Raw genomic sequence first — 21,811 nt, 5'->3', positions numbered from 1 at the left:
CGCGGCCCCGCGCCGGGCGCGCGCCGCCCGGCCCGACCGGATCCGCTTCACACCGGCGCGGGGACAGGCCCGGGTCTTACAGGGCGTAAAGCGACCGAAGAATGGATAGGGGCTATACGGCGAAACGCGGGGAGTGTCGGACGTGCCCGGATGCCGGGCGCAGCGGCTTCAGGGGAGGGAGCGCGCATGGGGGGCCGGCCCTTGTACCTCGAACCGCGGCTGGAACCACGGCTCAGGTCGCTCCTGGCGGCGACCGGGACATTGCACTCGCTCACCGACGCGCTCGGCTCGCCCCTGCACGTCGTGGTGCCGGACCAGATCGCCGAGAACCTGGAGCGGTTCCGCGCCGTGTACCGCGGGCATCACCTGTCCGGCCAGGTCTACTACGCCCACAAGGCGAACCGGTCCAGCGCGCTGCTGCGCCAGCTCGCCGCCACGGACGCGGGCGTGGACGTCGCGTCGCTGGGCGAGTTGCAGCATGCGCTGGGCGCCGGTTTCACCGCCGACCGGATCACGGCCACGGGGCCGAAGGACCCCGAGTTCCTGTGGCTCGCGGCCCTCACGGGCGTCACGGTCGCCGTCGACGGCATCTCCGAGCTGGACCAGCTCGCCGCGCTGGTGCGTCAGCACGCGCTCGCCCCGGTGCGGGTGCTGACGCGGCTGTCGGGGTTCGAGACGTCGGGGGTGAAGGTGCTGAGCCGGCGCAGCCGGTTCGGCACGCCCGTACGGGAGTTGAAGCCACTGCTGGAGGCGGTCGAGCGGCACGGCGACACGGTCGAGCTGACGGGCGTGGCCTACCACCTGGACACCACGAGCGTCGCCGAGAAGGCGACCGCCCTCGAAGGGGCCCTGGCGGCCCTGGAGACGTGCCGGAGCCGGGGGCTGCGGCCGCGGGCCGTAGACGTCGGCGGCGGGTTCGGCGTCAGTTACCTCGCCGATCGGGAGCAGTGGGAGGCGTACACGAGTGCGCTCACGGCCGCCGTCCTGGGCCGCCGCCCGCCCCTGACCTGGGGCGGGCACGGCTACGGGCTGCGCGGCGAGTCCGGCACCCTGCGCGGCGCGCTCGGCCTCTACCCCGCCCACCGGTCCGTCGCCGGCCCGGCCTATCTGGACGAGCTGCTGGCCCAGCCCGCCGCCTCGCTGGGCGGCCGCCCGCTGGCCGCGCTGCTGCTGGAGCACCTGTACGACCTGCACAGCGAACCCGGCCGGGCGCTGCTGGACCAGTGCGGGCTGACGCTGGCGAGGGTGCTGGAGGTCCGCTCCCCGGAGGCGGGCGGCGCACTGCTCGTACGGCTGGCCGCGAAGGCGGACGACATCGCCCTGGAGGACCACGGAGTGCTGGTGGACCCGGTCGTCATCCCCAGAAGCGGAGCCGGGCCGGGCGAGGGGCCCGTCGCCGTGCACCTCTTCGGCGGCCTGTGCCTGGAGACCGATCTGATCACCCGGCGTACGGTCTTCCTGCCGCGCCGTCCGGCCCCCGGCGACCTGCTGGCCTTTGCCAACACCGCCGGCTACGCCATGGACTTCCACGCCACCCGTGCCCAGCACCAGCCCGCCGCCCGCAAGGTCGCCGCCTGGCAGGACGGCGACGCCTGGCGCTGGTGCCTCGACGACCAGTTCTGGCCGATCACGCCCTCGGGGGGAGCCCAGTGAGGTACGACAGCATCACCGAGGCCATAGGCAACACCCCGCTGGTGCGGATCGACCCGGCCGTGCACGGCCTGCGCACCATCGACCTGTACGCCAAGCTGGAGATGCTCAACCCCTTCGGCTCGGTCAAGGACCGGGCGGCCTGGAACATGGCGCGTCCGCTGCTGGCCGAGGCCGTCGAACACGGCAGCCAGGTCGTGGAGTTGTCCAGCGGCAACACGGCGAAGGCACTGGCCGTCCTCGCGGGCATGCACGGCCTGGGCTTCAAGAGCGTCACCAACCGGATGCGGGTGCCGGAGATCAAGGACCTCCTTTTGCTGCTCGGCGCTCAGATCGAGGAGTTGCCGGGACAGAGCGAGTGTCTGGACCCGACCGCGACGGACGATCCGCTGACCCTCTTCCACCGCACGCTGTCCGCCTCCGGCAGCGCCTACCTCCACACGGACCAGTACTTCAACCCGCGCAACACCGAGGCGCATCTCACCGGCACCGGCCCGGAGATCGTCAAGGACCTGGACGGCCGGGTGCCGGACTGGTTCGTCGCCTGTGTGGGCACGGCCGGTTCCTCCACGGGCGTGGCCCGCGCGCTGCGGGAGGAGGATCCCTCGGTACGGGTGGTCGGGCTGGTCGCGGCGAAGTCCGACTTCATCCCCGGGATCCGCACCATCGACGAGGTGCAGGAGGTCGGCCTGTTCGACCCGGAGACGTACGACACGATGGAGTCGGTCAGCTCCGACGAGGCGATCGAGGGGATGCTGACCCTGAACCGTCGCTGCGGCATCCTGGGCGGACCCACCGGCGGCGCCGCCTACCACGGGGCCGTCCGCCATCTGCGCGCCGTGGACGAGGAGTTGACCGAGCGCCGGACGGCGGTGTTCATCGTCTGCGACCGCGTGGAGAGCTATCTGAGCTACGTCCGGCAGCGGCGGCCCGACCTGCTGGGCCGGCCGCCCCGGAAGAACTCGCCGGCCGATCTGACCGAGGCGGAGGTCGGCGGGGCGCCCTCGGTCACGGTGGCCGAGGCCCGCCGGTGGATCGACAGCGACCGGCCGCTCGTGGTCGACCTGCGCAGCCCGTTCGCGTACGCGGCGCTGCACATCGACGGGTCGGTCAACATCGTCGACGAGATGTTCGCCGAACTCCTCCAGGGCGGCCTGCCGTTCAGCCGGAGCCGGCCGGTGCTGCTGGCGTGCCCGGTGGGCGAGCAGTCCGCCCGGTACGCGGCGCTGCTGACCCGGATGGGCCATCCCGACGTCCGCAGCCTGGCCGGCGGCATCATCGCCTGGCGGGACGCGGGCGCACCCCTGGTGCGGGACTGACCGCCATGACCGCACCCGCGATCCACGACGACCTGTGCTCGTGGCAGCAGGCGCTGCGCGCCCAGTTCCCCATCGTCACCGGGCACCCGGAGCTGGCGTACCTGGACAGCGCGGCGACGGCGCAGAAGCCGCAGGCCGTGCTGGACGCCGTGCAGAGGTACCTCACCACCAGCAACGCCAACGCGGCACGCGGTACCTACACGTGGGCCAACCGGACGACGGAGCTGGTCGAGCGCACCCGCGAGCGCGTCACCCGGTTCCTCGGAGACCGGCAACCGGAGCGCTCCGCCGTCCACTTCACGAGCGGCACGACCGAGGGGCTGCGCACGATCGCCCGCGACTGGCTGCCGGGGTTCCTGCGCGACGGCGACGAGATCGTCGTGCCGGACGCCGACCACCAGGCCAACATCGCGCCCTGGCGGGAGGCCCAGCGGCTGCTCGCCCGCGAGGGCACGCACGTCCGGGTGGTGCCGATGCCGTACCAGAGCGGCTCGGGGGACTACGACCACCGCGCGCTGGCCGAACGGGCCGGGCCGCGCACCCGGTTCGTCGCCACGACCCATGTGCACCACGTCTACGGCGGCGACATGAACGTGCAGCGCATCCGCCGGGCGGTCGGCCCGGACGCGGTGATCTGCCTGGACGCGGCGCAGAGCGTCGGGCATCTGCCGGTGTCCGTGGCCGAGCTGGACGTCGACTTCGTCGTCTTCTCCGGGCACAAGGCGCTGGCCCTGCCCGGCTCCGGGGCGGTGTGGGCCCGGCAGGCGCGCGGCCCGGCGTTCACGCCCGGCGGGTGGAGCGGCACCCCGAACACGGTCGGCATCGCCTCCCTGGAAGCGGCGCTGGACTGGCTGGACGCGGCCGGTGTGGAGCGCGTCGAGCAGTGGACGGTCGCCCTGGCGGCCCGGCTCACCGAGGGGCTGCGCCATCTGGACGCCTACGAGATCCTCGGCTGCCCGCTGAGCCTGGCCGCCGACTCGGCCGTGCAGCGGCGCCAGGGCATCGTCACCCTGCGGCATCGCGCCATCGACTCGGGCGACCTGGGGTTCATCCTCTTCAGTCACGGTTTCATGGTCCGCTCGGACCACCACTGCCAGGGCGACGCGGGCGAGAAGACCCGTTCGGTCCGGGTGAGTCTGCATGTGTACAACACCGTTGAGGAGATCGACCGGTTGCTGTCCGTCCTCGCTTCACTCCAGTGACTCCTCCGACCAGGCGTAAGCGACTCCCCCGACCAGGCGTAAGCGACTCCCCCGACCAGGCGTAGGCGACTCCCCCGACCAGGCGTAGGCGACTCCCCGACTAGGCGTAATGGGAACCGTTTCCACCTGTAGGCTCGGACCGGCAAGGATCAGGTGCGAGACGGCAAGGTGGCGCGACCGGATGGGGCTGAGTCTGGCAACGGCGGAGCGATGGGTGGAGCGCTGGGAGCTCCAGCAGCAGCGGTACGCGGTCGACCGCGAGGAGCGGTTCACGGTGATCGCCGACGTCGTCGAGCACGTGACGGCCGGGCAGGGCTCCCGGCCCCTGGTCGTCGACCTGGGCTGCGGGCCCGGCTCCCTGGCGGCCCGGCTGGTCCGGCGGCTGCCGGACGCGGAGATCGTCGCCGTGGACCGCGATCCCGTGCTGCTGGAGCTGGGCCGGACGCACCACCCGGACGCGGCCCGCTACGTCGACGCCGAGATCGGCGCACCAGGCTGGACCTGGGCCCTGGACCTGGACCGGCCCCTGGACGCGGCCGTCTCCACGACGGCCCTGCACTACCTCGACCGCGACACCCTGCTGCGCGTCTACCGGCAGCTCGCCGCGCTGCTGCGGCCCGGCGGTGTCCTCGTCAACGGTGACCATCTCCCCCAGGACCACACGGGCCCGGCCGGGATCGCCACCCATGTCGGGCGGTGCCGGGCCGACCGGCAGCGGGCGTTCGCGCACGAGGACTGGAGCTCCTGGTGGGCCGCCGTCGCCGACGACCCCGAGCTGACGGACCTGCTCGCCGAGCGCCGCCGCCGCGAGGCGCCTCTCGGCACCGGCCGCCCCGCCGAACTGTCCCCCTCCGCCCATCTGGAGCTGCTGCGGCAGGCGGGCTTCGCCACGGCGGGCCCGGTCTGGCAGTACGGCGACAGCTGCGTGGTCGTCGCGGTTCGCTGACCCCGGCGCCCCCCTGTGCAGCCCTCGGCTCGCGGGCGGCGCCGGTCGCCCGGACGATACATGCATGAATCGCTATATGTTAATGTCGCCATGACAGCCCCGGCCGACGCGTCGTGGGCAGCACGCGCACACGCAGGGAGCCACCCCATGACCACCGCCGAACACCTCACCCACGACAACCACGCGCACGCCCACGGCGACGACTGCGGTCATGTCGCCTTCACGCACGGCGACCACACGGACTACGCCCACGACGGCCACATCCACCGGATGCACGAGGGCCACGTCGACGAGTGCACGAACGGCGACCACGCGGTGCACCAGAACCACGACCACCAGCACGGCGACAACTGCGGCCATCTGGCCGTGCGGCACGACGACCACACCGACTACGTGCACGACGGCCACCGGCACGCCGCCCACGAGGGGCACTGGGACGACCACTGAGACGCCCGCCCGACATACTGGAAACCGTTGTCATATGCTAATGTGTGCATATGACAACGACGCCCTCCCCTCCGACGGACGAGCCGGATCAGACCCTGCAGGCGGCCAGCGAGCTGCTGCGCGCGCTGGCCTCCCCCGTACGGCTGGGGATCGTGCGCGAACTGTCCGGCGGCGGGAAGTACGTCCATGAGCTGGTGACCGCGCTGGGTGTGAGCCAGCCGCTGGTCTCCCAGCATCTGCGGGTACTGCGCACGTCCCGGATCGTCGCCGCCCGGCGTCAGGCCCGCGAGACGCGGTACACCCTCACCGACGACCATGTGGCGCACATCGTGCTGGACGCCATCCGGCACGCGCAGGAGTAACGCACACCGGCGCAGCGCAGGGCCGGTACGCCGCGGCGGCCGCCCGGCACCGGGGCCGGGCGGCCGTCGAAGAGGGGAACCTTGCGCTCAGCCCCGGGTCAGGGTGATGGCCTGCCTGTGCACCGCGTGGAAGTAGGGCAGCGGCAGGCCGCTGAAGGTGCGCAGTTCCATGATGGTGGCCTCGACGTGGGCCGCGCCGGGCACGAGCGCGACGGGCATGGGGCGGCCCGTGTTCACCCAGCGGTGCTTCGCGCCGTCGCACACGGCCCTGGTGCCGCCGATGCCGTAGCGGGTGGTGGAGGAGCCCTGGCTCACGGAGGAGCTGACGAAGACCGGGCCACTGGAGCTCTGGCAGCGGTAGGTGCCGGAGAGGGTGACGGTGCCGTCGGCGGCGATCCGGCCGACCGAGTCGACGGTCAGGGCCCCGGACGGGGTGGGCGCGGCGGTGGCGGGTGTCGCGGCGGCACCGGTGAGCAGGAGCAGCGCGGCACCGGCCGCCGCACCGAGAAGGGGACGTAGACGCATGGGGGAACCTCCCGAAAGCAGTGGAATTGCGGCTTCCACTCGTACCGGGCCTTCGGCCCGGCGCCCGTGACCCTCACCCCTTCGGTGGCGAGTCCGCCCCGCCTCTAGGTCCTGTCGTCAAATTCCCGTCGTCGCCCGGAGGGCGGCCTCGCGGCGTCAGGTGCGTGCTCTCGACGTGCCGGGCGGAAGCCCTCGTACTGGACGTACTTGGGCTTTCGCCCGGTTCGGCGAGAGTGCCTGCATGGCGTCGCGAGGCAGACGGGAATTTGACGACAGGACCTAGGGCAGCACCGCGAAGCCGTCCAGTTCCACCAGCGCCTCCTCGTCCCACAGCCGGACGACTTCGACGACCGCCATGGCCGGGTAGTCGCGGCCCGCCAGTTTCCGCCAGAGGCGGCCCAGTTCGCGGGCGTGGGCGCGGTACGCGGCGACGTCCGTGGCGTAGACGGTGACGCGGGCCAGGTCGGAGGGTGTGCCGCCGGCCGCCGCGAGGGCGGTCAGCAGGTTGGTGAGGGCCCTCTCGAACTGTTCCGGCAGGGTCGCGCCGGTCACCTTGCCGTCGCCGTCGAGGGCGGTCTGCCCCGCCAGGAACACCACCCGGGACCCGGAGGCCACGACGGCGTGCGAGAAACCCGCCGGCGGGCAGAGACCGGGCGGATCGACGCGTTCGGTGGTCACCGGGCCTCCTGGTGGGCTGCGTACAACTCCTTGGCGATGATGCCGCGTTGGACCTCGCTGGCCCCCTCGTAGATGCGGGGGGCGCGCACCTCCCGGTAGAGGTGTTCGAGCAGGTGACCGCGTTGCAGCGCGCGGGCGCCGTGCAGCTGGACGGCCGTGTCGACGACGTACTGCGCGGTCTCGGTGGCGAGCAGTTTCGCCATGGCGGCGCGCTGGGGCACGTCCGGGGCGCCCTCGTCGTACGCCGTCGCCGCCGCGTAGACCATCAGCCGGGCCGCCTCCGTGCGCAGGGCCATCTCGGCGACCTGGTGGGAGACGGCCTGAAGGTCCCGCAGCTTGCCGCCGAAGGCCTCTCGGGCGGCGGTGTGGGCGAGGGTCGCGTCGAGGGCCGCCTGTGCCATGCCCACCGCGAAGGCGCCGACGCTGGGCCGGAACAGGTTGAGCGTTCCCATGGCGACCCGGAACCCCCGGTCGACCTCGCCGAGCACGTCGTCGGCCGTCACCGGCACGGCGTCGAAGTCGAGCGTGCCGATGGGATGCGGGGAGAGCATGTCGAGCCCGGCACCGGCCAGGCCCGGCCGATCGCCCGGGACGAGAAACGCCGTGATGCCACGCGCGCCCGCCCCCGGGGTGGTCCGGGCGAAGACGGTGCAGAAGTCGGCCTCGGGGGCGTTGGAGATCCAGCACTTCTCGCCGGAGAGGCGCCAGCCGGCGGGACCGTCGGGGGTGGCGGTCAGGTCCAGCGCCGCCGCGTCCGACCCCGCCCCCGGCTCGCTCAGGGCGAAGGCCGCGATCGCCGTGCCGTCGGCCACCCGGGGGAGCCAGCGCGCCCGTTGGGCCTCCGTGCCGTGGGCGTGGACCGGGTGGGCGCCCAGGCCCTGGAGAGCCAGGGCCGTTTCGGCTTCCGTACAGGCGTAGGCGAGGGACTCGCGCATCAGGCACAGGTCGAGCGCGCCGGAGGTGAAGAGGCGGCCGAGCAGGCCGAGGCCGCCGAGTTCGGCGACCAGGGCCCGGTTGACGCGGCCCGGTTCGCCCTTCTCCGCCAGCGGGCGGAGCCGCTCCGCGGCGAGGGCGCGCAGCTCGGCGCACCAGGCGAGTTGTGCCGGTTCGAGCGAGAATGCGGTCATCGCCGGTCCCTTCTGCGCCACCCCTGCCTCCCGGCCGGGCCACTCCGAGGCTATCGCGGACCGTTGACTGTCGTCACCAACACGATACGCTCCTGGAGCGAGCCCACCACGCCAAGGGGGCGAATCGTATGAATCCACGGGGTACGGCCCACGTCGACACTTTCGCCCGTGACCATCTGCCACCCCCGGACCAATGGCCAGAGCTCCGTTTCGACCTGCCGGAGCTGCGCTACCCCGAACGGCTCAACTGCGCCGCCGAACTGCTCAGCGGCCCGCCCGACGACCGCCCGGCGTTCCTCACCGCCACCGGCGAGCCGTGGACGTACGGCGATCTGCGCGCCCGCGTCGACCGCATCGCGCACCTGCTCACCGGCGAACTCGGTGTCGTCCCCGGCAACCGCGTGCTGCTGCGCGGCCCCACCACACCGTGGCTCGCGGCCTGCTGGCTGGCGGTGCTGAAGGCGGGAGCCGTCGCGGTCACCGTGCTCGCCCAGCAGCGCCCGCACGAGCTGAGCACGATGTGCGAGATCGCCCGGGTCCGGCACGCGCTGTGCGACATCCGGGCCGTCGACGACCTCGCCAAGGCCGAGATCCCGGACCTGCGCATCACGGCCTACGGCGGTGACGCCCCGGACGACCTCCTCAACCGCCCGGCGCCCGGCACCCCGTACGAGCCCGTCGACACGGCGGCCGACGACGTCGCGCTGATCGCCTTCACCTCCGGCACCACCGGCCGCCCCAAGGGCTGCATGCACCTCCACCGGGACGTCCTGGCCATCGCCGACACCTTCTCCCGGCACGTGCTGCGCCCGCGCGCCGACGACGTGTTCACGGGCAGCCCCCCGCTCGGCTTCACCTTCGGGCTCGGCGGGCTGGTGGTCTTCCCGCTGCGGGCCGGCGCGAGTGCCCTGCTGCTCGAACAGGCCGGTCCGAAGCAACTCCTGCCAGCCATCGCCCGGCACCGGGTGTCCGTGCTGTTCACGGCCCCCACGGCGTACCGCGCGATGCTCGACGAACTCGACGGGTACGACGTCTCGTCCCTGCGCCGCTGCGTCTCCGCCGGCGAGAACCTGCCGGCGGCCACCTGGCAGGCCTGGCACGAACGCACCGGCCTGCGTCTGATCAACGGCATCGGCGCCACCGAACTGCTGCACATCTTCATCTCCGCCGCCGACGAACGGATCCGCCCCGGCACGACGGGCGTGCCCGTGCCGGGCTGGCACGCGCGCGTGCAGGACGAGCACGGCGAGCCGGTGCCCGACGGGGAGCCGGGGCTGCTCGCGGTGCGCGGCCCGGTCGGCTGCCGCTACCTCGCCGACCCGCGGCAGCGGGAGTATGTGCGCGGCGGCTGGAACGTCACCGGCGACACCTACGTCCGCGAACCCGACGGCTGCTTCCGGTATGTCGCCCGCGCCGACGACATGATCATCTCGGCCGGGTACAACATCGCCGGACCGGAGGTCGAGGACGCGCTGCTGCGGCACCCGGACGTGGTGGAGGCGGCGGTCGTGGGACGGCCCGACGAGGCCCGCGGGCAGGTCGTGGTGGCCTTCGCGGTCCTCAAGGAGGGCGCCGGCCGGGACGCCGGGGCGCTGCGCGCCTTCGTCAAGGGCGAGCTGGCACCGTACAAGTGCCCGCGCGAGATCGTCTTCCTGGACGCGCTGCCGCGCACGGCCACCGGCAAGCTCCAGCGGTTCAGGCTGCGCACGGGAGAGCTCCTTGCGGACGGCGGCACCGAAGACGACCGGGAGTGACCCGTACGACCTAAGATGATCAACGTGTCCGACCAGCATGCACCACGGTCTCTCATCGTCACGCTCTACGGCGCGTACGGCCGCTTCGCGACGGGTCCCGTGCCCGTCGCCGAACTGATCCGGCTGCTCGCCGCGGTCGGTGTCGACGCCCCGTCCGTACGCTCCTCGGTGTCGCGGCTGAAGAGACGCGGACTGCTCGTACCGGCCCGCACCGCCCAGGGCGCGGCCGGGTACGAACTGTCCCCGGACGCGCGCCAGTTGCTCGACGACGGCGACCGGCGCATCTACACCACGGCGCCGCCCGAGGACGAGGGCTGGGTGCTCGCCGTGTTCTCCGTGCCGGAGTCGGAGCGGCAGAAGCGGCACGTGCTGCGCTCCCGGCTGGCCGGCCTCGGTTTCGGAACCGCCGCGCCGGGCGTGTGGATCGCGCCCGCGCGGCTGTACGAGGAGACCCGGCACACGCTCCAGCGGCTGCGCCTGGACGCGTACGTCGACTTCTTCCGCGGCGACCACCTCGGCTTCGCCCCGACCGCGCAGGCCGTGGCCCGCTGGTGGGACCTCGCCGCCATCGCCAAGGAGCACGAGGCGTTCCTCGACCGCCACGAACGCGTCCTGCGCGACTGGGAGAAGCGCGAGGACACCCCGCCGGAGGAGGCCTACCGCGACTACCTCCTCGCCCTGGACACCTGGCGCCACCTGCCCTACACCGACCCGGGCCTGCCCGCCGACCTCCTGCCCGAGGACTGGCCGGGGGTCCGCTCGTCGGCGGTGTTCCAGGGCCTGCACGAGCGGCTGCGGGACGCGGGGGCCGAGTTCACGGGGCTGCTCAGCGCCCCAGAGTGAGGCGCGGCTTGGGCGCGTCCGTGCGGCCCGTCCGGGGGCGGCGGCTGCCGGCGCGGTACGGGGCCGGCCAGACGGCGCCGGGGCCCGTGTAGCCCTGTTCGGCCGCCGCGTGCAGCGTCCAGTGGGGGTCGTAGAGGTGCGGGCGGGCCAGGGCGCACAGGTCCGTGCGGCCCGCCAGGATCAGGGAGTTGACGTCGTCCCAGGAGGAGATCGCGCCGACCGCGATCACCGGGATGCCGGTGGTGTGGCGGATCCGGTCCGCGAACGGCGTCTGGTACGACCGTCCGAACTCGGGCCGCTCGTCCGCTACGACCTGCCCCGTCGACACGTCGATCGCGTCGGCGCCGTGCGCGGCGAAGGCCCGGGCGATCTCGACGGCGTCCTCGGCCGTGGTCCCGCCCTCGGCCCAGTCGGTGGCGGAGATCCGGACGGTCATGGGCCGCTCCCCCGGCCAGACGTTCCGTACGGCGTCGAACACCTCCAGCGGGAAACGCAGCCGCTTCGCCGTCGAGCCGCCGTAGGCGTCGGTGCGGTGGTTGGTCAGCGGGGAGAGGAAGCCGGAGAGCAGATAGCCGTGCGCGCAGTGCAGTTCGAGCAGGTCGAATCCGGCCCGGGCAGCGCGGCAGGCGGCGGCCGCGAACTGCTCGCGGATGTCGGTGAGCTGGGCGCGGGACAGCTCGCGCGGAGTCTGGCTGAACCGCTTGTACGGGAGCGCGGAGGCGGCCACCAGCGGCCAGTTGCCCTCCTGAAGCGGCTCGTCCATGCCCTCCCACATCACCTTCGTGGAGCCCTTGCGGCCGCTGTGGCCGAGCTGCACGCCGATCGCGGTGCCGGGCGCCCGTTCGTGCACGAAGTCCGTGATCCGCCGCCAGGCCTCGGCCTGCCGGCCGGTGTAGAGGCCGGCGCAGCCGGGCGTGATCCGCCCCTGCTCGCTGACGCACACCATCTCGGTCATCACCAGCCCTGCCCCGCCCATCGCCCGCGCGCCCAGATGGACGAGGTGGAAGTCGCCCGGGACGCCGTCGATCGCCGAGTACATGTCCATGGGCGAGACGACGACCCGGTTGCGCAGGGTCAGGCCGCGCAGCCGGAACGGCGTGAACATCGGGGGCGTGCCGGGCGGGCAGCCGAACTCCCGCTCCACCGCCTCCGTGAAGCGCGCATCGCGCAGCCGCAGGTTGTCGTGGGTGACGCGGCGGCTGCGGGTGAGCAGGTTGAAGGCGAACTGGCGGGGCGGCTGGTCCAGGTACAGGGCGAGGTTCTCGAACCACTCCAGGCTGGCCCGGGCCGCGCGCTGTGTGGAGGCGACGACGGGCCGCCGTTCCGCCTCGTACGCGGTCAGGGCCTCGTCCAGGGTGTCCTGTTCCTCCAGGCAGGCGGCGAGGGCCAGGGCGTCCTCGACGGCGAGCTTGGTGCCGGAGCCGATGGAGAAGTGGGCGGTGTGGGCGGCGTCGCCGAGGAGGACGACGTTGCCGTGCGACCAGCGGTCGTTGACGACCGTGCGGAACGTCGTCCAGGCGGAGTTGTTCGACTTCAGGGGGCGGCCGCGGAGTGCCTCGGCGAAGATCTTGGCGCAGCGTTCGACCGACTCGGCTTCGCCGAGCTCGTCGAAGCCGGCCGCGTGCCAGACCTCCTCGCGCATCTCGATGATCACGGTGGAGGCGCCGAATTGATTCTGCGGCCCGGAGGGCCCCGTTGAGGGGTGGTGGTCGGGCGACGGGCGGGCGTAGGGGTAGCCGTGGAGCTGCATCACGCCGTGTTCGGTTTCGGCGATCTCGAAGCGGAAGGAGTCGAAGGGGAAGTCGGCGGCGAGCCAGATGTAGCGGCAGCGGTGGGTGGTGACGCGGGGGCGGAAGACGTCCGCGTGGGCCTCGCGGGTGGTGCTGTGGATGCCGTCCGCCGCGATGACCAGGTCGTGGGTGCGTGGGAGGTCTTCCGGAGCCTCGGTGCGGAAGCGGAGGTCGACGCCGAGTTCGCGGCAGCGGGTGTGGAGGATCTCCAGGAGGCGTTTTCTGCCGAGTGCGGCGAATCCGTGGCCGCCCGAGGTGTGCCGTACACCTCGGTGGACGATGTCGATGTCGTCCCAGCGGACGAAGTGTCTTTGGAGGGCCTCGTAGACGTGGGGGTCGGCGTGTTGTATGCCGCCGAGGGTTTCGTCGGAGAGGACGACTCCGAAGCCGAAGGTGTCGTCGGGGGCGTTTCGTTCCCAGACGGTGATGTCGCGGGTGGGATCGAGGCGTTTGAGGAGGGCGGCGGCGTAGAGGCCGCCGGGGCCGCCGCCGATGATCGCCACGCGCAGGGGGTGATGGGGCTTGGCTTCAGGGTGCGGGTCGTTCGTGGCTGGTCGCGCCCCGCGGCGGAGCCGCATATCGACACAGCCCCGCGCCCCTGAGGGCATTGCAGTCACCGTCCGCTCCATTTGGGAGGGCGCTTCTCCGTGAATGCCGCGTGGAACTCCGCGTAGTCCTCTCCGGTCATCAGGAGGGCCTGGGTGGAGGCGTCGAGTTCCACCGAGGCTGCGAGGGGCATGTCCAGTTCTGACGTCAGCAACGCCTTCGTCTGGGCGTACGCCAGGGCCGGCCCCTGTGCCAGGCGGTGGGCCAGTTGGTGGGCTGTCTCGTCGGCCCGGCCCTCCTCCGTCAGTTCGCTGATCAGGCCGATGCGCTCAGCCTCGGGGGCCCGGACCGGGTCGCCCAGCATCAACAGGCGGGTGGCGTGGCCGAGGCCCACGATCCTGGGCAGGAGGTAGGCCGCGCCCATGTCGCCGCCGGAGAGGCCCACGCGGGTGAAGAGGAAGGCGAAGCGGGCCGTGGGGTCGGCCACGCGGAAGTCGGCGGCCAGGGCGAGGACCGCTCCGGCGCCGGCCGCCACGCCCTGGACCGCCGCGATCACGGGGAAGGGGCACTCGCGGACGGCGCGGACCACCTGGCCGGTCATCCGGTTGAAGTCGAGGAGCTGGGCGGTGTCCATGGACAGCGTGGCGCCGATGATCTCGTCGACGTCGCCGCCGGAGCAGAAGCCGCGGCCCTCACCGGCCAGCACCAGGGCCCGTACGGACCGCTCCCGGGACAGCTCCGCGAGCAGGTCGCGCAGGTCGGCGTAGGCGCCGAAGGTGAGCGCGTTGAGTTTCTCGGGGCGGGCCAGGGTGACGGTGGCGACGCCGTCGGCGAGGTCGACGCGCAGGTGCTCCCAGCTCGGGGTGCGGGCGGCGGAGCCGGTGAAGGGACTCATGACGTGCGGCCTCCTCGGGCGGGCACTGCCTCACTGAGCTCTACCCCATGAAGTTATCACTCATTCGTGACTGTCGTCAGGAGTGCGCGATAGGCCGTCCGGGTAGCTCTTCCTGGGGAGCCGGGCGTGCACCGGGCCGGTCACATCCGTCACAGATCGTCCACACCGGCGTAACGGCGGGAGCAGCCGTGCGCGGCACCCCGTTCACCTGGGTAAGCCGTGCGGCAAGGGGGCCGCAGGGCCCCCGGCAGTGCCCCTCGGAGGCCACAGAGGAGTGGCCCCGTACCATTCATAAGGTTGAAAGCAGGACGTCCTGCTCCATGAACGGACCCGCCTTGTACGAACTCCCCTCAGCCCCCGCCTCCTGGCGCGTCGCACTGCCGCACACCGCAGCGGCGGTGCCCGTCGCCCGTGCCCTGGTCCGTACGGCGCTGGCCGAGCTGGAGCACGGGGCCGACCGCGACACCGCGGAGCTGCTCACGGCGGAGCTGGTGGCGAACGCCGTGGAGCACACCTCCGGCGAGACGCCGATAGAGCTGGTGGTGGAGCTGAGGCCGTCGGGCTGCCAGGTCGAGGTGCACGACACCGACCCGAAGCCGCCCGGCGATCTGACGTGCCCGTCCGGCGGACTGCCCGACCCCTGGCAGGAGCACGGGCGCGGTCTGCTGCTGATCCGCACCTTGAGCTCCTCGTGCGGGCACCGGCCGACCGAGTCCGGCAAGGCGGTGTGGTTCAGGCTGCCGGTGGTACCGGCCCAGCGCCGCTCGTCGGCCTGACGCGGTTCAGCCGAGCGTCGCGACCAGCACCGCCTTGATGGTGTGCAGACGGTTCTCCGCCTCGTCGAAGACCACGGAGTGCGCCGACTCGAAGACCTCGTCCGACACCTCCAGATGCTCCAGGCCGTGGGCCGCGTGGATCTCCTGGCCGACCTTGGTGCCGAGGTCGTGGAAGGCGGGCAGGCAGTGCAGGAACTTGACGTCCGGGTTGCCGGTGGCACGCAGGACGTCCATGGTCACGGCGTACGGGGCGAGGGCGGTGATGCGCTCGGCCCAGACCTCCTTCGGCTCACCCATGGAGACCCAGACGTCGGTGGCGACGAAGTCGGCGCCCCGGACGCCCTCGTCCACGGCCTCGGTGAGGGTGATGCGGGCGCCGCTGGTCTCGGCGAGCGCGCGGGCCCGGTCGACGACCTCCTCGGCCGGCCAGTACTCCTTCGGGGCGACGAGACGCACGTCCATGCCGAGCAGGGCGCCGGTGATCAGGTAGGAGTTGCCCATGTTGAAGCGGGCGTCGCCCAGGTAGGCGAAGGCGATCCGGGTCAGCGGCTTGGCGCAGTGCTCGGTCATGGTGAGCACGTCGGCGAGCATCTGGGTGGGGTGCCAGTCGTCGGTGAGCCCGTTGTAGACCGGCACACCGGCGTGCGCGGCCAGCTCCTCCACCTTCTGCTGGCTGTCACCCCGGTACTCGATCCCGTCGTACATCCGCCCCAGCACCCGCGCGGTGTCCCGCACCGACTCCTTGTGGCCGATCTGCGAGCCGGACGGGTCGAGGTACGTCGTCGAGGCGCCCTGGTCGGCGGCCGCGACCTCGAAGGCGCAGCGGGTGCGGGTGGAGGTCTTCTCGAAGATCAGCGCGATGTTCCGGCCCCGCAGGTGCTGCGTCTCGACCCCGGCCTTCTTGGCGGCCTTCAGCTCGGCGGCCAGCTCCACCAGACCGCGGAACTCCTCCTCGGTGAAGTCCAGCTCCTTGAGGAAGTGGCGGCCGGCGAGGGCGGTCGGGACTGTCGCCATGGGGCGCTCCAGGGATACGGCGGTACGGGGACGGGCAGGACTACTGGAATACTATACGAAACCCAGCATGCCTATACGTCGCGTGGGTGTGCTTATACAGCCTCCCGTTCGACCGGGCAGCTCATGCACCGCGGCCCGCCCCTGCCCCGCCCCAGCTCGCTGCCCGGGATCTCTATCACTTCGATGCCCTGTTTGCGCAGGTGGGTGTTGGTGGTGGCGTTCCGCTCGTAGGCGACCACGACGCCGGGTTCGACGGCCAGGACGTTGCAGCCGTCGTCCCACTGCTCTCGTTCGGCCGCGTGCACGTCCTGGGTGGCGGTCAGCACCCGGATCTCGTTCAGGCCGAGCGCGGCGGCGATCGCGCGGTGCATGTGCTCCGGCGGATGGTCGGTGACCTTGAGCTCCTTCTCGCCGACGCCCGGTTCGATGGTGTACGAGCGGAGCATGCCGAGCCCCGCGTACTGGGTGAAGGTGTCGCCGTCGACCATCGTCATCACGGTGTCGAGGTGCATGAAGGCACGCCGCTTGGGCATGTCGAGGGCCACGATCGTCTCGGCGGAACCGGCGGCGAACAGCTTGTGCGCGAGCATCTCGACGGCCTGGGGCGTGGTGCGCTCGCTCATGCCGATGAGCACCGCCCCGTTGCCGATGACGAGCACGTCCCCGCCCTCGATGGTGGACGGGTAGTCGGCCTGTCCCTCGGACCAGAGGTGGAAGGTCTCGTCGCGGAACAGCGGGTGGTGCCGGTAGATCGCCTCGAAGTGCACGGTCTCGCGCTGCCGGGCGGGCCAGCGCATCGCGTTGATGGAGACGCCGTCGTAGATCCACGCGGAGGTGTCGCGGGTGAAGAGGTGGTTGGGCAGGGGGTCCAGCAGGAAGTCGTCCAGTTCCATGACGTGGAAGCGCACCGAGGTCGGCTCCGGGTGCACGTCGAGGAACTCGCGCTTGGTCATGCCGCCGACCAGGAGCTCCGCCAGCTCCGCCCCGGGCAGGTTCTCGAAGGCGGCTCTCAGATGGTCGGTGGCCAGCGGGCCGTACTCCTTCTCGTCGAAGACCCGGTCCAGGACGAGGGCCCTGGCCGCCGGGACCTGGAGGGCCTCGGCCAGCAGGTCACCGAAGAGGTGGACGGTGACGCCCCGGTCGCGCAGCACGTCGGCGAACCCGTCGTGCTCGGCGCGGGCCCTGCGTACCCACAGCACGTCGTCGAAGAGCAGCGAGGTCTTGTTGCTGGGGGTGAGCCTTTTGAGCTCGAGATCGGGCCGGTGCAGGATGACGCGGCGCAGCCGCCCGGCCTCGGAGTGGACGTGGTAAGCCATGCCTCCATCCTGACCATCGGAGCGCCTGTTGACGCGCTGCTCGCGCGTTTCGGCGAACTCTTGTTTGCGTCTGCCTGACGACAATCGTCTGTCTGACGACAATCGGCCCGGGCGGGGACGCCGCGGGTCAGCCGCTGGGCAGCGGCTGGAGCAGCTCCGGCCGGGCCAGCATGCGCCGCGTGGCCCGGCCCGGTTCGAGCACGGCCCGGGCGACGATCCAGCCGGCCAGGGCGTGCGGCTCGGCGGGGTCGGCGGCCAGCTGCCCGGCGTACCGGGCGAGTGCGGCGGCCGCGTCCCCGGCGGCCAGGTGCTCGTCGCCGGTGCGCGGGGCGGCGACGCGGGTGGCGAAGGCGTGCGTGCGCACGTCGGGCCAGGAGCTGCGGTCGGGGCGGAAGCGGGGGCCGTCCGACGGTATCTCCACCGCGGGATCGACGTTGCGCAGCCGCCACTCGGTGCGGTGCAGCGCGGCGGCCGTACGGGCACGGGTGAGGGCGGCGTACGGGACCGGTTCGCGCAGCCAGCCGTCGAGGGTGCGGGCGAGGCCCGAGACGAGGGCGCGGCCCTGCGGGGTGAGACGGGCCTCCGTCAGCAGGGTGCGCACGACGAGACGGCTCTGCAGCCGGCGCAGCGCGAAGTGGTAACCGGCCGTGTCGGCCGCCCGGTCGTCCCGCGCCACGGCCAGGCGGTCCCGCCAGAAGCCCGTGACACCGGTGAAGGCGTACGCGCCGTGCAGCAGGCCGGTCAGATGCCGCGGGTCGGGCCGCCAGGGGGCGTAGTAGCGCTCCTCGCGGTCGTCGTCGAGCAGCGGGAAGAGGTGCAGGAGGGCGGCGAGTTTGCTGTGCTGGAACTCGTGCACCAGCGTCTCGGCGAGGGCCAGGGCCGACGAGGGGCGGGCGATCACCATGGCCCCGAAGGAGTCTCCGCTGGAGGCGGAGACCAGGACCGTGGGCGGGGCGGACGGCAGCGTACCGGTACGTCCCCAGGGCACGACGGCCCGGATCGCCCCGGGATCGAACCGGCCGGGCCCGTCGCCGCCCGGCTCGGCGAGCAGCGCGACGGCCTCCTCGAACAGTTCCTGCCACGCCTCGGCCTCATCGGCGTCGAGCCGTGCGGGCGGGAGGGGGTCGTCCAGGTCACGGTAGGGATCGAGATCTTCGAGGGGGATGGCGAGCGGGCCGGCGGGGGCGCGGTGGGTGAGGGTGCGCAGGGGGAGCCAGGTACCCGGGCCGGGGGCCTCCACGGCCCGTGCCGGCAAGGGTTGTGTCGCCGGGCGGACCGTCACCGACACGGTGCCGCCTGTCCGGCCCGGTCCGGACAACGTCAGTTCGCCCTCGCTCGTACGGGCCCGGCCGACCGTCAACCCCCGTTCCGCCTCGGGGAGTCGGGCCAGCCCCAGCCCCGGCAGCCGGAGGCCGCCGTCGGTGAGGGGCACCCGCAGGTCCGCCCGCGTACCGGCCCGTACGGATGCCGCGAGGGCCAGGGCGCACAGGTGCCCGGCCTCCGCCCACAGCGGCGGGCCCGACGCCGTGCCGTGCAGCCGGCGCAGCAGGTGGGCGATCCAGCCGCCGGTCGCCGGGGCGAGCAGCAGCCGGTCGACCGGCCCGGGCGCCACCGCGGCGGCCTCCTTGAGGACGGCCCAGGCCTCGGCGGCCGGGTTCAGCGGCGTAGGCAGCGTGCCGAGCCGGTCCAGCAGGGTCCGCAGGAGCAGCAGCCGCCGCGCCCGCTCGGCCCGTTCGAGGAAGGCGACGGCCTCCACGGAGCCGCCTCCAGCGGCCAGTTCCGCGAAGATCCGCTCGGGCATGCGGAACGGGGCGGGGCGCGGCTCGCTGGGCATGCGGGACCTCCGGTCGCGGGGTGCGGGCATAGGGCCCCGGCGGTCTTCGAGGCCGACAGGGCCGCCTGCCGTCGGGGACTGGAGGGTTATTCGGCCCGGGCGGTCCCCTCGTTGCCCCCTCTGATGCTGTCGCGTGCACGCAGGACCTCGCCCAGAAGACGGGCCGAAGAGGGCAAAGGGGCGAGACGGTCCACCGCGGTCACGGGCAACTCCGCCAGGTCGGCAAGATCCGACTCCCAGACGTCGGTACCAGCGGCGGTGGCCGGCTCAGGAACGGCGGCTTCGGCGTGGCACAGAGCGGGCGGCTGGTCCAAGATGTTCCCCCTTCTCGCACGGTGGCACGCGATGCCCCGTGCCCGTGTCCATGTCCATCATGGCCATTCCTGCCCGGGTCGAAAACCGTACGATCACGCCACCCGATCATTTCTGATCGCGCGAGCGTCCGACGGAGGCCGCGAACTCCCTTAGGGCAGAGCCCAGTTCGTCCTTGAGATCCGGATCGTCGTCGAGCGAGACGACGGCGTCGAACAGCTCCCACAGCATCTCCGGCCGGCCCCGGGCCAGCCTGTTGAGGATGCCGACGACATCCGTGCGGGCCTTGCTGTGACGAGGCAACGTAGCAGTGACACGGGGGTCCAACGTGGCTACCACGGCCTGCCGTTCGGTGGGATCCCGCATCAGCGGGTAGGCGACGAGAGCGTCGACGGCCCGCTGCAACGGTGAAGCCGGGCGCGCCCCGGCACCCGCCCGAGCCGGCGTCACGATCTCGGTGCGCTCGGGGCTCTGGAGCCGAATCTCCGGATACTGGAGAGTACGTCCCGCTTCCCTGAGGGCCGCGATACGTGCCCTTACGGCCGGAAACAGTCCCTCCGGATCGGGCAGGGCGGGCAGGACTGCGGTCTCCTCGGCCAGCAGCCCGAGCAGGATCTCGGAGAACAGCCCCGTACCGCGCTCGGGGTCGTTGGCGGCGACCCGTCCGCGCCCGGCCGCCCGCAGCAGAGTCTGCCGATGGGCGAGGTTGCGCCGCCCCGCCGGCAGGGCGTCCGGTGGCAGTCGCTCCCGGAAGGCGAGGTCCTCCTCGAAGGTCTCGCAGGCGTCCACGATCCACAGTTGCTCGCCGAAGGCCGGTACGGCGTCCCCCGCGTACCGGTCGAGCGCGGAGTCCAGGTCGATGCCCAGCTTGTCGGCGGTACTGGCGTCGGCACAGAACAACCGCAGATGCCCGGCCAGGTCGAGGACGCCGTGGCCGCCCCACCACACCCACAGGACATCGCCCTGGACCGATGGCAGATCCCGGACGAGGACGCGGCGCAGGGTGGCGTGGTCGGCGGGTCGGTACGGGACCTCCGGTGCGTACGGCGGCAACGGGGCGAGGTGGAGCCGGAGTTGCTCGTCCGGCACCCCGGCCGCCCGCAGCAGCCGATGGAAGGCCACGGCGTCCCGGGCCGGCCCGGGCAGGTCCCAGCCGGATCCGGCGTCGTACCGCTCGACACCGACGATCAGCGCGTGCACCCGGGCGGGGTTCACGGCAGCCGGTCCACGATGTGCCGGTACACCTCGGGGTTCGTCCAATAGGCGCTGTGCGAGGCCGGGAAGGGCTGACGGCTGTCGACCAGGACGTCCGTGACGCGGCCCGGGAACAGGCCCGCACCGAGGTAGGCGAGCAGGTCGCGGGGGTCGTACAGGTTCAGCCAGTCGGGCATGTGCGGCGGGAGCGGGGCGGGGTGTTCGAGGGAGGGCAGGGATCCGGACTCGTACAGGAACGGCCCTTGGGATCCCGCCGTCACCAGGAGCCGGACCTGCGGCAGCGGAGCGGAGACCAGGGTGTCCAGGGCGATGATTCCGCCCAGGCTGTGGCCGACGAGGGTGACCGGCGGTTCCAGGCCCGCGACCAGGTCGCGCAGGCCGGTGCGGGCGGGCTCGCCCCGGCTGAGGTACCGCAGGATGTCGCCGGCGGCCGGATGGGCGGCCTCGGTGAGGGCGCGCCTGCGGCGCACGGCGGCACGGGATGCCGCGGAACCCGCGGCCCGCAGCAGCAGGGAGCGCACTCCGCGTTCCGTGCCCCGGGGCTGTGCCCCCAGTGTGGTGGCGAGCCGGTCGGCGACCGCGTCACGCATGTCGCCGACCGGCACGAGCGGGGCGTCGGAGTCCAGGGCGTCGGCGATGACCCGGGCGGTCAGGCTGCGGGCGGCGAGGGTCGCCAGGTCGTCGGGGGCGAGGGCGCCGGCGGCGGGTCCGAGCAGTGGGTGAGCCGCCAGGTCCGTGGCTGCGCGGGCCAGGCCCGGCCCCAACCCCGCGGCTGGCTCGTCCCCTTGGACCGCCAGGCCGGTGAGGCGTGCCCGCATCGCGTGGTCGGGCGGCAGGGATCCGGGCGCCCTCTCGGTGACCTGCGGCGCACCGGCCGCGGCGAGGGCGAGTTCGGCGTACGGGTCGGCGTAGAGGGCGGCCCAGGTGGCGGCCGTCTCGTCTTCGGGGGACCGCTCGGCCGGCCCACGGGACGTGCCGCCCGGCTCCGCCGGCAGACTGGCCCCGCCGGCGGCGAGCGTGGCGCCGTGTGTGCCTCCCCAGTAGTACGGCACGATGCGAAGTCCGTCGCGCAGGGCGGTCAGTCCGGCCGCCACGCGCCCCGCAAGCTTCGAGAAGCCTGGTTCGCGCACCCCTGTTCCATGAATGAAGACGACTGTCGCCATGTGCCCCCCGTGACACCCGCGCAGAGTTGTGTACGACCGCCGATATGGCGTCAAGTTATCAGTACCATAAGGAAGTTGGGGTCGAGCACACATGCGA

19 protein-coding genes are annotated in these 21,811 nt (G+C 72.6%); 9 read left to right on the top strand and 10 right to left on the bottom strand.

Annotated features, from left to right (window positions below; genetic code table 11):
• Window positions 1–186 precede the first annotated feature (186 nt).
• From QF034_RS31430 to QF034_RS31405, 6 genes are all read left to right on the top strand, one after another.
• Window positions 187–1,653, top strand: coding sequence for a Y4yA family PLP-dependent enzyme (locus tag QF034_RS31430; protein ID WP_307178073.1), 1,467 nt, complete (start codon window positions 187–189; stop codon window positions 1,651–1,653).
• A complete protein-coding gene (locus tag QF034_RS31425; RefSeq protein ID WP_307178072.1) occupies window positions 1,650–2,969 on the top strand; it encodes a pyridoxal-phosphate dependent enzyme in 1,320 nt (439 codons plus the stop codon). The genes QF034_RS31430 and QF034_RS31425 overlap by 4 nt, the downstream gene beginning before the upstream one ends.
• A 5-nt stretch (window positions 2,970–2,974) precedes the next feature.
• Window positions 2,975–4,171, top strand: coding sequence for an aminotransferase class V-fold PLP-dependent enzyme (locus QF034_RS31420; RefSeq protein ID WP_307178071.1), 1,197 nt, complete (start codon window positions 2,975–2,977; stop codon window positions 4,169–4,171).
• 181 nt (window positions 4,172–4,352) lie between these two features.
• The gene (locus QF034_RS31415) at window positions 4,353–5,117 is read left to right on the top strand and encodes a class I SAM-dependent methyltransferase (protein ID WP_307178070.1); all 765 of its coding nucleotides are present in this window, start codon (window positions 4,353–4,355) and stop codon (window positions 5,115–5,117) included.
• Between the two features lie 147 nt (window positions 5,118–5,264).
• Window positions 5,265–5,564, top strand: a complete 300-nt coding sequence (locus QF034_RS31410) for a hypothetical protein (RefSeq protein ID WP_307178069.1) — start codon at window positions 5,265–5,267, stop codon at window positions 5,562–5,564.
• Window positions 5,565–5,614: 50 nt separating this feature from the next.
• Window positions 5,615–5,926, top strand: a complete 312-nt coding sequence (locus tag QF034_RS31405; RefSeq protein WP_307178068.1) for an ArsR/SmtB family transcription factor — start codon at window positions 5,615–5,617, stop codon at window positions 5,924–5,926.
• A gap of 87 nt (window positions 5,927–6,013) precedes the next feature.
• Here the strand turns inward: QF034_RS31405 and QF034_RS31400 are convergent, their stop codons facing one another.
• From QF034_RS31400 to QF034_RS31390, 3 genes are all read right to left on the bottom strand, one after another.
• A complete protein-coding gene (locus tag QF034_RS31400) occupies window positions 6,014–6,451 on the bottom strand; it encodes a DUF6299 family protein (RefSeq protein WP_307178066.1) in 438 nt (145 codons plus the stop codon).
• A gap of 279 nt (window positions 6,452–6,730) precedes the next feature.
• Window positions 6,731–7,129, bottom strand: coding sequence for a RidA family protein (locus QF034_RS31395; protein ID WP_307178065.1), 399 nt, complete (start codon window positions 7,127–7,129; stop codon window positions 6,731–6,733).
• Window positions 7,126–8,256: an acyl-CoA dehydrogenase family protein gene (locus QF034_RS31390; protein ID WP_307178064.1), complete on the bottom strand. Its 1,131-nt coding sequence runs from the start codon at window positions 8,254–8,256 to the stop codon at window positions 7,126–7,128. Before QF034_RS31390 ends, QF034_RS31395 begins: the two co-directional genes overlap by 4 nt.
• A 128-nt stretch (window positions 8,257–8,384) precedes the next feature.
• Here QF034_RS31390 and QF034_RS31385 point away from each other — a divergent pair, with 128 nt between their 5' ends.
• Window positions 8,385–10,010, top strand: coding sequence for an AMP-binding protein (locus QF034_RS31385; protein WP_307178063.1), 1,626 nt, complete (start codon window positions 8,385–8,387; stop codon window positions 10,008–10,010).
• A gap of 15 nt (window positions 10,011–10,025) precedes the next feature.
• The gene (locus QF034_RS31380) at window positions 10,026–10,853 is read left to right on the top strand and encodes a PaaX family transcriptional regulator (protein ID WP_307178062.1); all 828 of its coding nucleotides are present in this window, start codon (window positions 10,026–10,028) and stop codon (window positions 10,851–10,853) included.
• On the opposite strand, the gene QF034_RS31375 is transcribed toward QF034_RS31380, so the two are convergent.
• Both QF034_RS31375 and QF034_RS31370 read right to left on the bottom strand, forming a co-directional pair.
• A complete protein-coding gene (locus QF034_RS31375) occupies window positions 10,837–13,272 on the bottom strand; it encodes a bifunctional salicylyl-CoA 5-hydroxylase/oxidoreductase (RefSeq protein WP_307178061.1) in 2,436 nt (811 codons plus the stop codon). The two genes, QF034_RS31380 and QF034_RS31375, sit on opposite strands and share 17 nt — an antisense overlap.
• Complete coding sequence (locus QF034_RS31370; RefSeq protein ID WP_307178060.1) at window positions 13,257–14,084, bottom strand: enoyl-CoA hydratase family protein; 828 nt, start codon at window positions 14,082–14,084, stop codon at window positions 13,257–13,259. Before QF034_RS31370 ends, QF034_RS31375 begins: the two co-directional genes overlap by 16 nt.
• A 320-nt stretch (window positions 14,085–14,404) precedes the next feature.
• Here QF034_RS31370 and QF034_RS31365 point away from each other — a divergent pair, with 320 nt between their 5' ends.
• Window positions 14,405–14,860: an ATP-binding protein gene (locus QF034_RS31365; protein ID WP_307178059.1), complete on the top strand. Its 456-nt coding sequence runs from the start codon at window positions 14,405–14,407 to the stop codon at window positions 14,858–14,860.
• A 6-nt stretch (window positions 14,861–14,866) separates the two neighbouring features.
• Here QF034_RS31365 and argF read toward each other — a convergent pair whose 3' ends face one another.
• The 5 genes from argF to QF034_RS31340 form a co-directional block, all read right to left on the bottom strand.
• Window positions 14,867–15,874, bottom strand: coding sequence for an ornithine carbamoyltransferase (gene argF, locus QF034_RS31360; protein WP_307178058.1), 1,008 nt, complete (start codon window positions 15,872–15,874; stop codon window positions 14,867–14,869).
• Between the two features lie 92 nt (window positions 15,875–15,966).
• Complete coding sequence (locus tag QF034_RS31355) at window positions 15,967–17,190, bottom strand: arginine deiminase (RefSeq protein WP_307178057.1); 1,224 nt, start codon at window positions 17,188–17,190, stop codon at window positions 15,967–15,969.
• Window positions 17,191–17,317: 127 nt separating this feature from the next.
• A complete protein-coding gene (locus QF034_RS31350; RefSeq protein ID WP_307178056.1) occupies window positions 17,318–19,024 on the bottom strand; it encodes an HEXXH motif domain-containing protein in 1,707 nt (568 codons plus the stop codon).
• A gap of 420 nt (window positions 19,025–19,444) precedes the next feature.
• Window positions 19,445–20,551, bottom strand: a complete 1,107-nt coding sequence (locus tag QF034_RS31345; RefSeq protein WP_307178055.1) for an effector-associated domain 2-containing protein — start codon at window positions 20,549–20,551, stop codon at window positions 19,445–19,447.
• Window positions 20,548–21,681: a hypothetical protein gene (locus QF034_RS31340; protein ID WP_307178054.1), complete on the bottom strand. Its 1,134-nt coding sequence runs from the start codon at window positions 21,679–21,681 to the stop codon at window positions 20,548–20,550. Before QF034_RS31340 ends, QF034_RS31345 begins: the two co-directional genes overlap by 4 nt.
• Window positions 21,682–21,811: the final 130 nt, after the last annotated feature.

The organism is Streptomyces africanus, assembly GCF_030816955.1.
Classification (GTDB): Bacteria; Actinomycetota; Actinomycetes; order Streptomycetales; family Streptomycetaceae; genus Streptomyces; species Streptomyces africanus.
The sequence above is the reverse complement of the archived record's forward strand: the minus strand, read 5'-3'. Positions and strand labels throughout refer to the sequence as shown.

Bases quoted from the DNA above. Each gene is read 5' to 3' on its own strand.
- QF034_RS31405 (WP_307178068.1), top strand. From the start codon at position 5,615: ATGACAACGACGCCCTCCCCTCCGACGGACGAGCCGGATCAGACCCTG.
- argF (WP_307178058.1), bottom strand. From the start codon at position 15,874: ATGGCGACAGTCCCGACCGCCCTCGCCGGCCGCCACTTCCTCAAGGAG.
- QF034_RS31400 (WP_307178066.1), bottom strand. From the start codon at position 6,451: ATGCGTCTACGTCCCCTTCTCGGTGCGGCGGCCGGTGCCGCGCTGCTC.
- QF034_RS31370 (WP_307178060.1), bottom strand. From the start codon at position 14,084: ATGAGTCCCTTCACCGGCTCCGCCGCCCGCACCCCGAGCTGGGAGCAC.
- QF034_RS31355 (WP_307178057.1), bottom strand. From the start codon at position 17,190: ATGGCTTACCACGTCCACTCCGAGGCCGGGCGGCTGCGCCGCGTCATC.
- QF034_RS31380 (WP_307178062.1), top strand. From the start codon at position 10,026: ATGATCAACGTGTCCGACCAGCATGCACCACGGTCTCTCATCGTCACG.
- QF034_RS31350 (WP_307178056.1), bottom strand. From the start codon at position 19,024: ATGCCCAGCGAGCCGCGCCCCGCCCCGTTCCGCATGCCCGAGCGGATC.
- QF034_RS31390 (WP_307178064.1), bottom strand. From the start codon at position 8,256: ATGACCGCATTCTCGCTCGAACCGGCACAACTCGCCTGGTGCGCCGAG.
- QF034_RS31420 (WP_307178071.1), top strand. From the start codon at position 2,975: ATGACCGCACCCGCGATCCACGACGACCTGTGCTCGTGGCAGCAGGCG.
- QF034_RS31375 (WP_307178061.1), bottom strand. From the start codon at position 13,272: ATGGAGCGGACGGTGACTGCAATGCCCTCAGGGGCGCGGGGCTGTGTC.
- QF034_RS31365 (WP_307178059.1), top strand. From the start codon at position 14,405: ATGAACGGACCCGCCTTGTACGAACTCCCCTCAGCCCCCGCCTCCTGG.
- QF034_RS31430 (WP_307178073.1), top strand. From the start codon at position 187: ATGGGGGGCCGGCCCTTGTACCTCGAACCGCGGCTGGAACCACGGCTC.
- QF034_RS31415 (WP_307178070.1), top strand. From the start codon at position 4,353: ATGGGGCTGAGTCTGGCAACGGCGGAGCGATGGGTGGAGCGCTGGGAG.
- QF034_RS31410 (WP_307178069.1), top strand. From the start codon at position 5,265: ATGACCACCGCCGAACACCTCACCCACGACAACCACGCGCACGCCCAC.
- QF034_RS31385 (WP_307178063.1), top strand. From the start codon at position 8,385: ATGAATCCACGGGGTACGGCCCACGTCGACACTTTCGCCCGTGACCAT.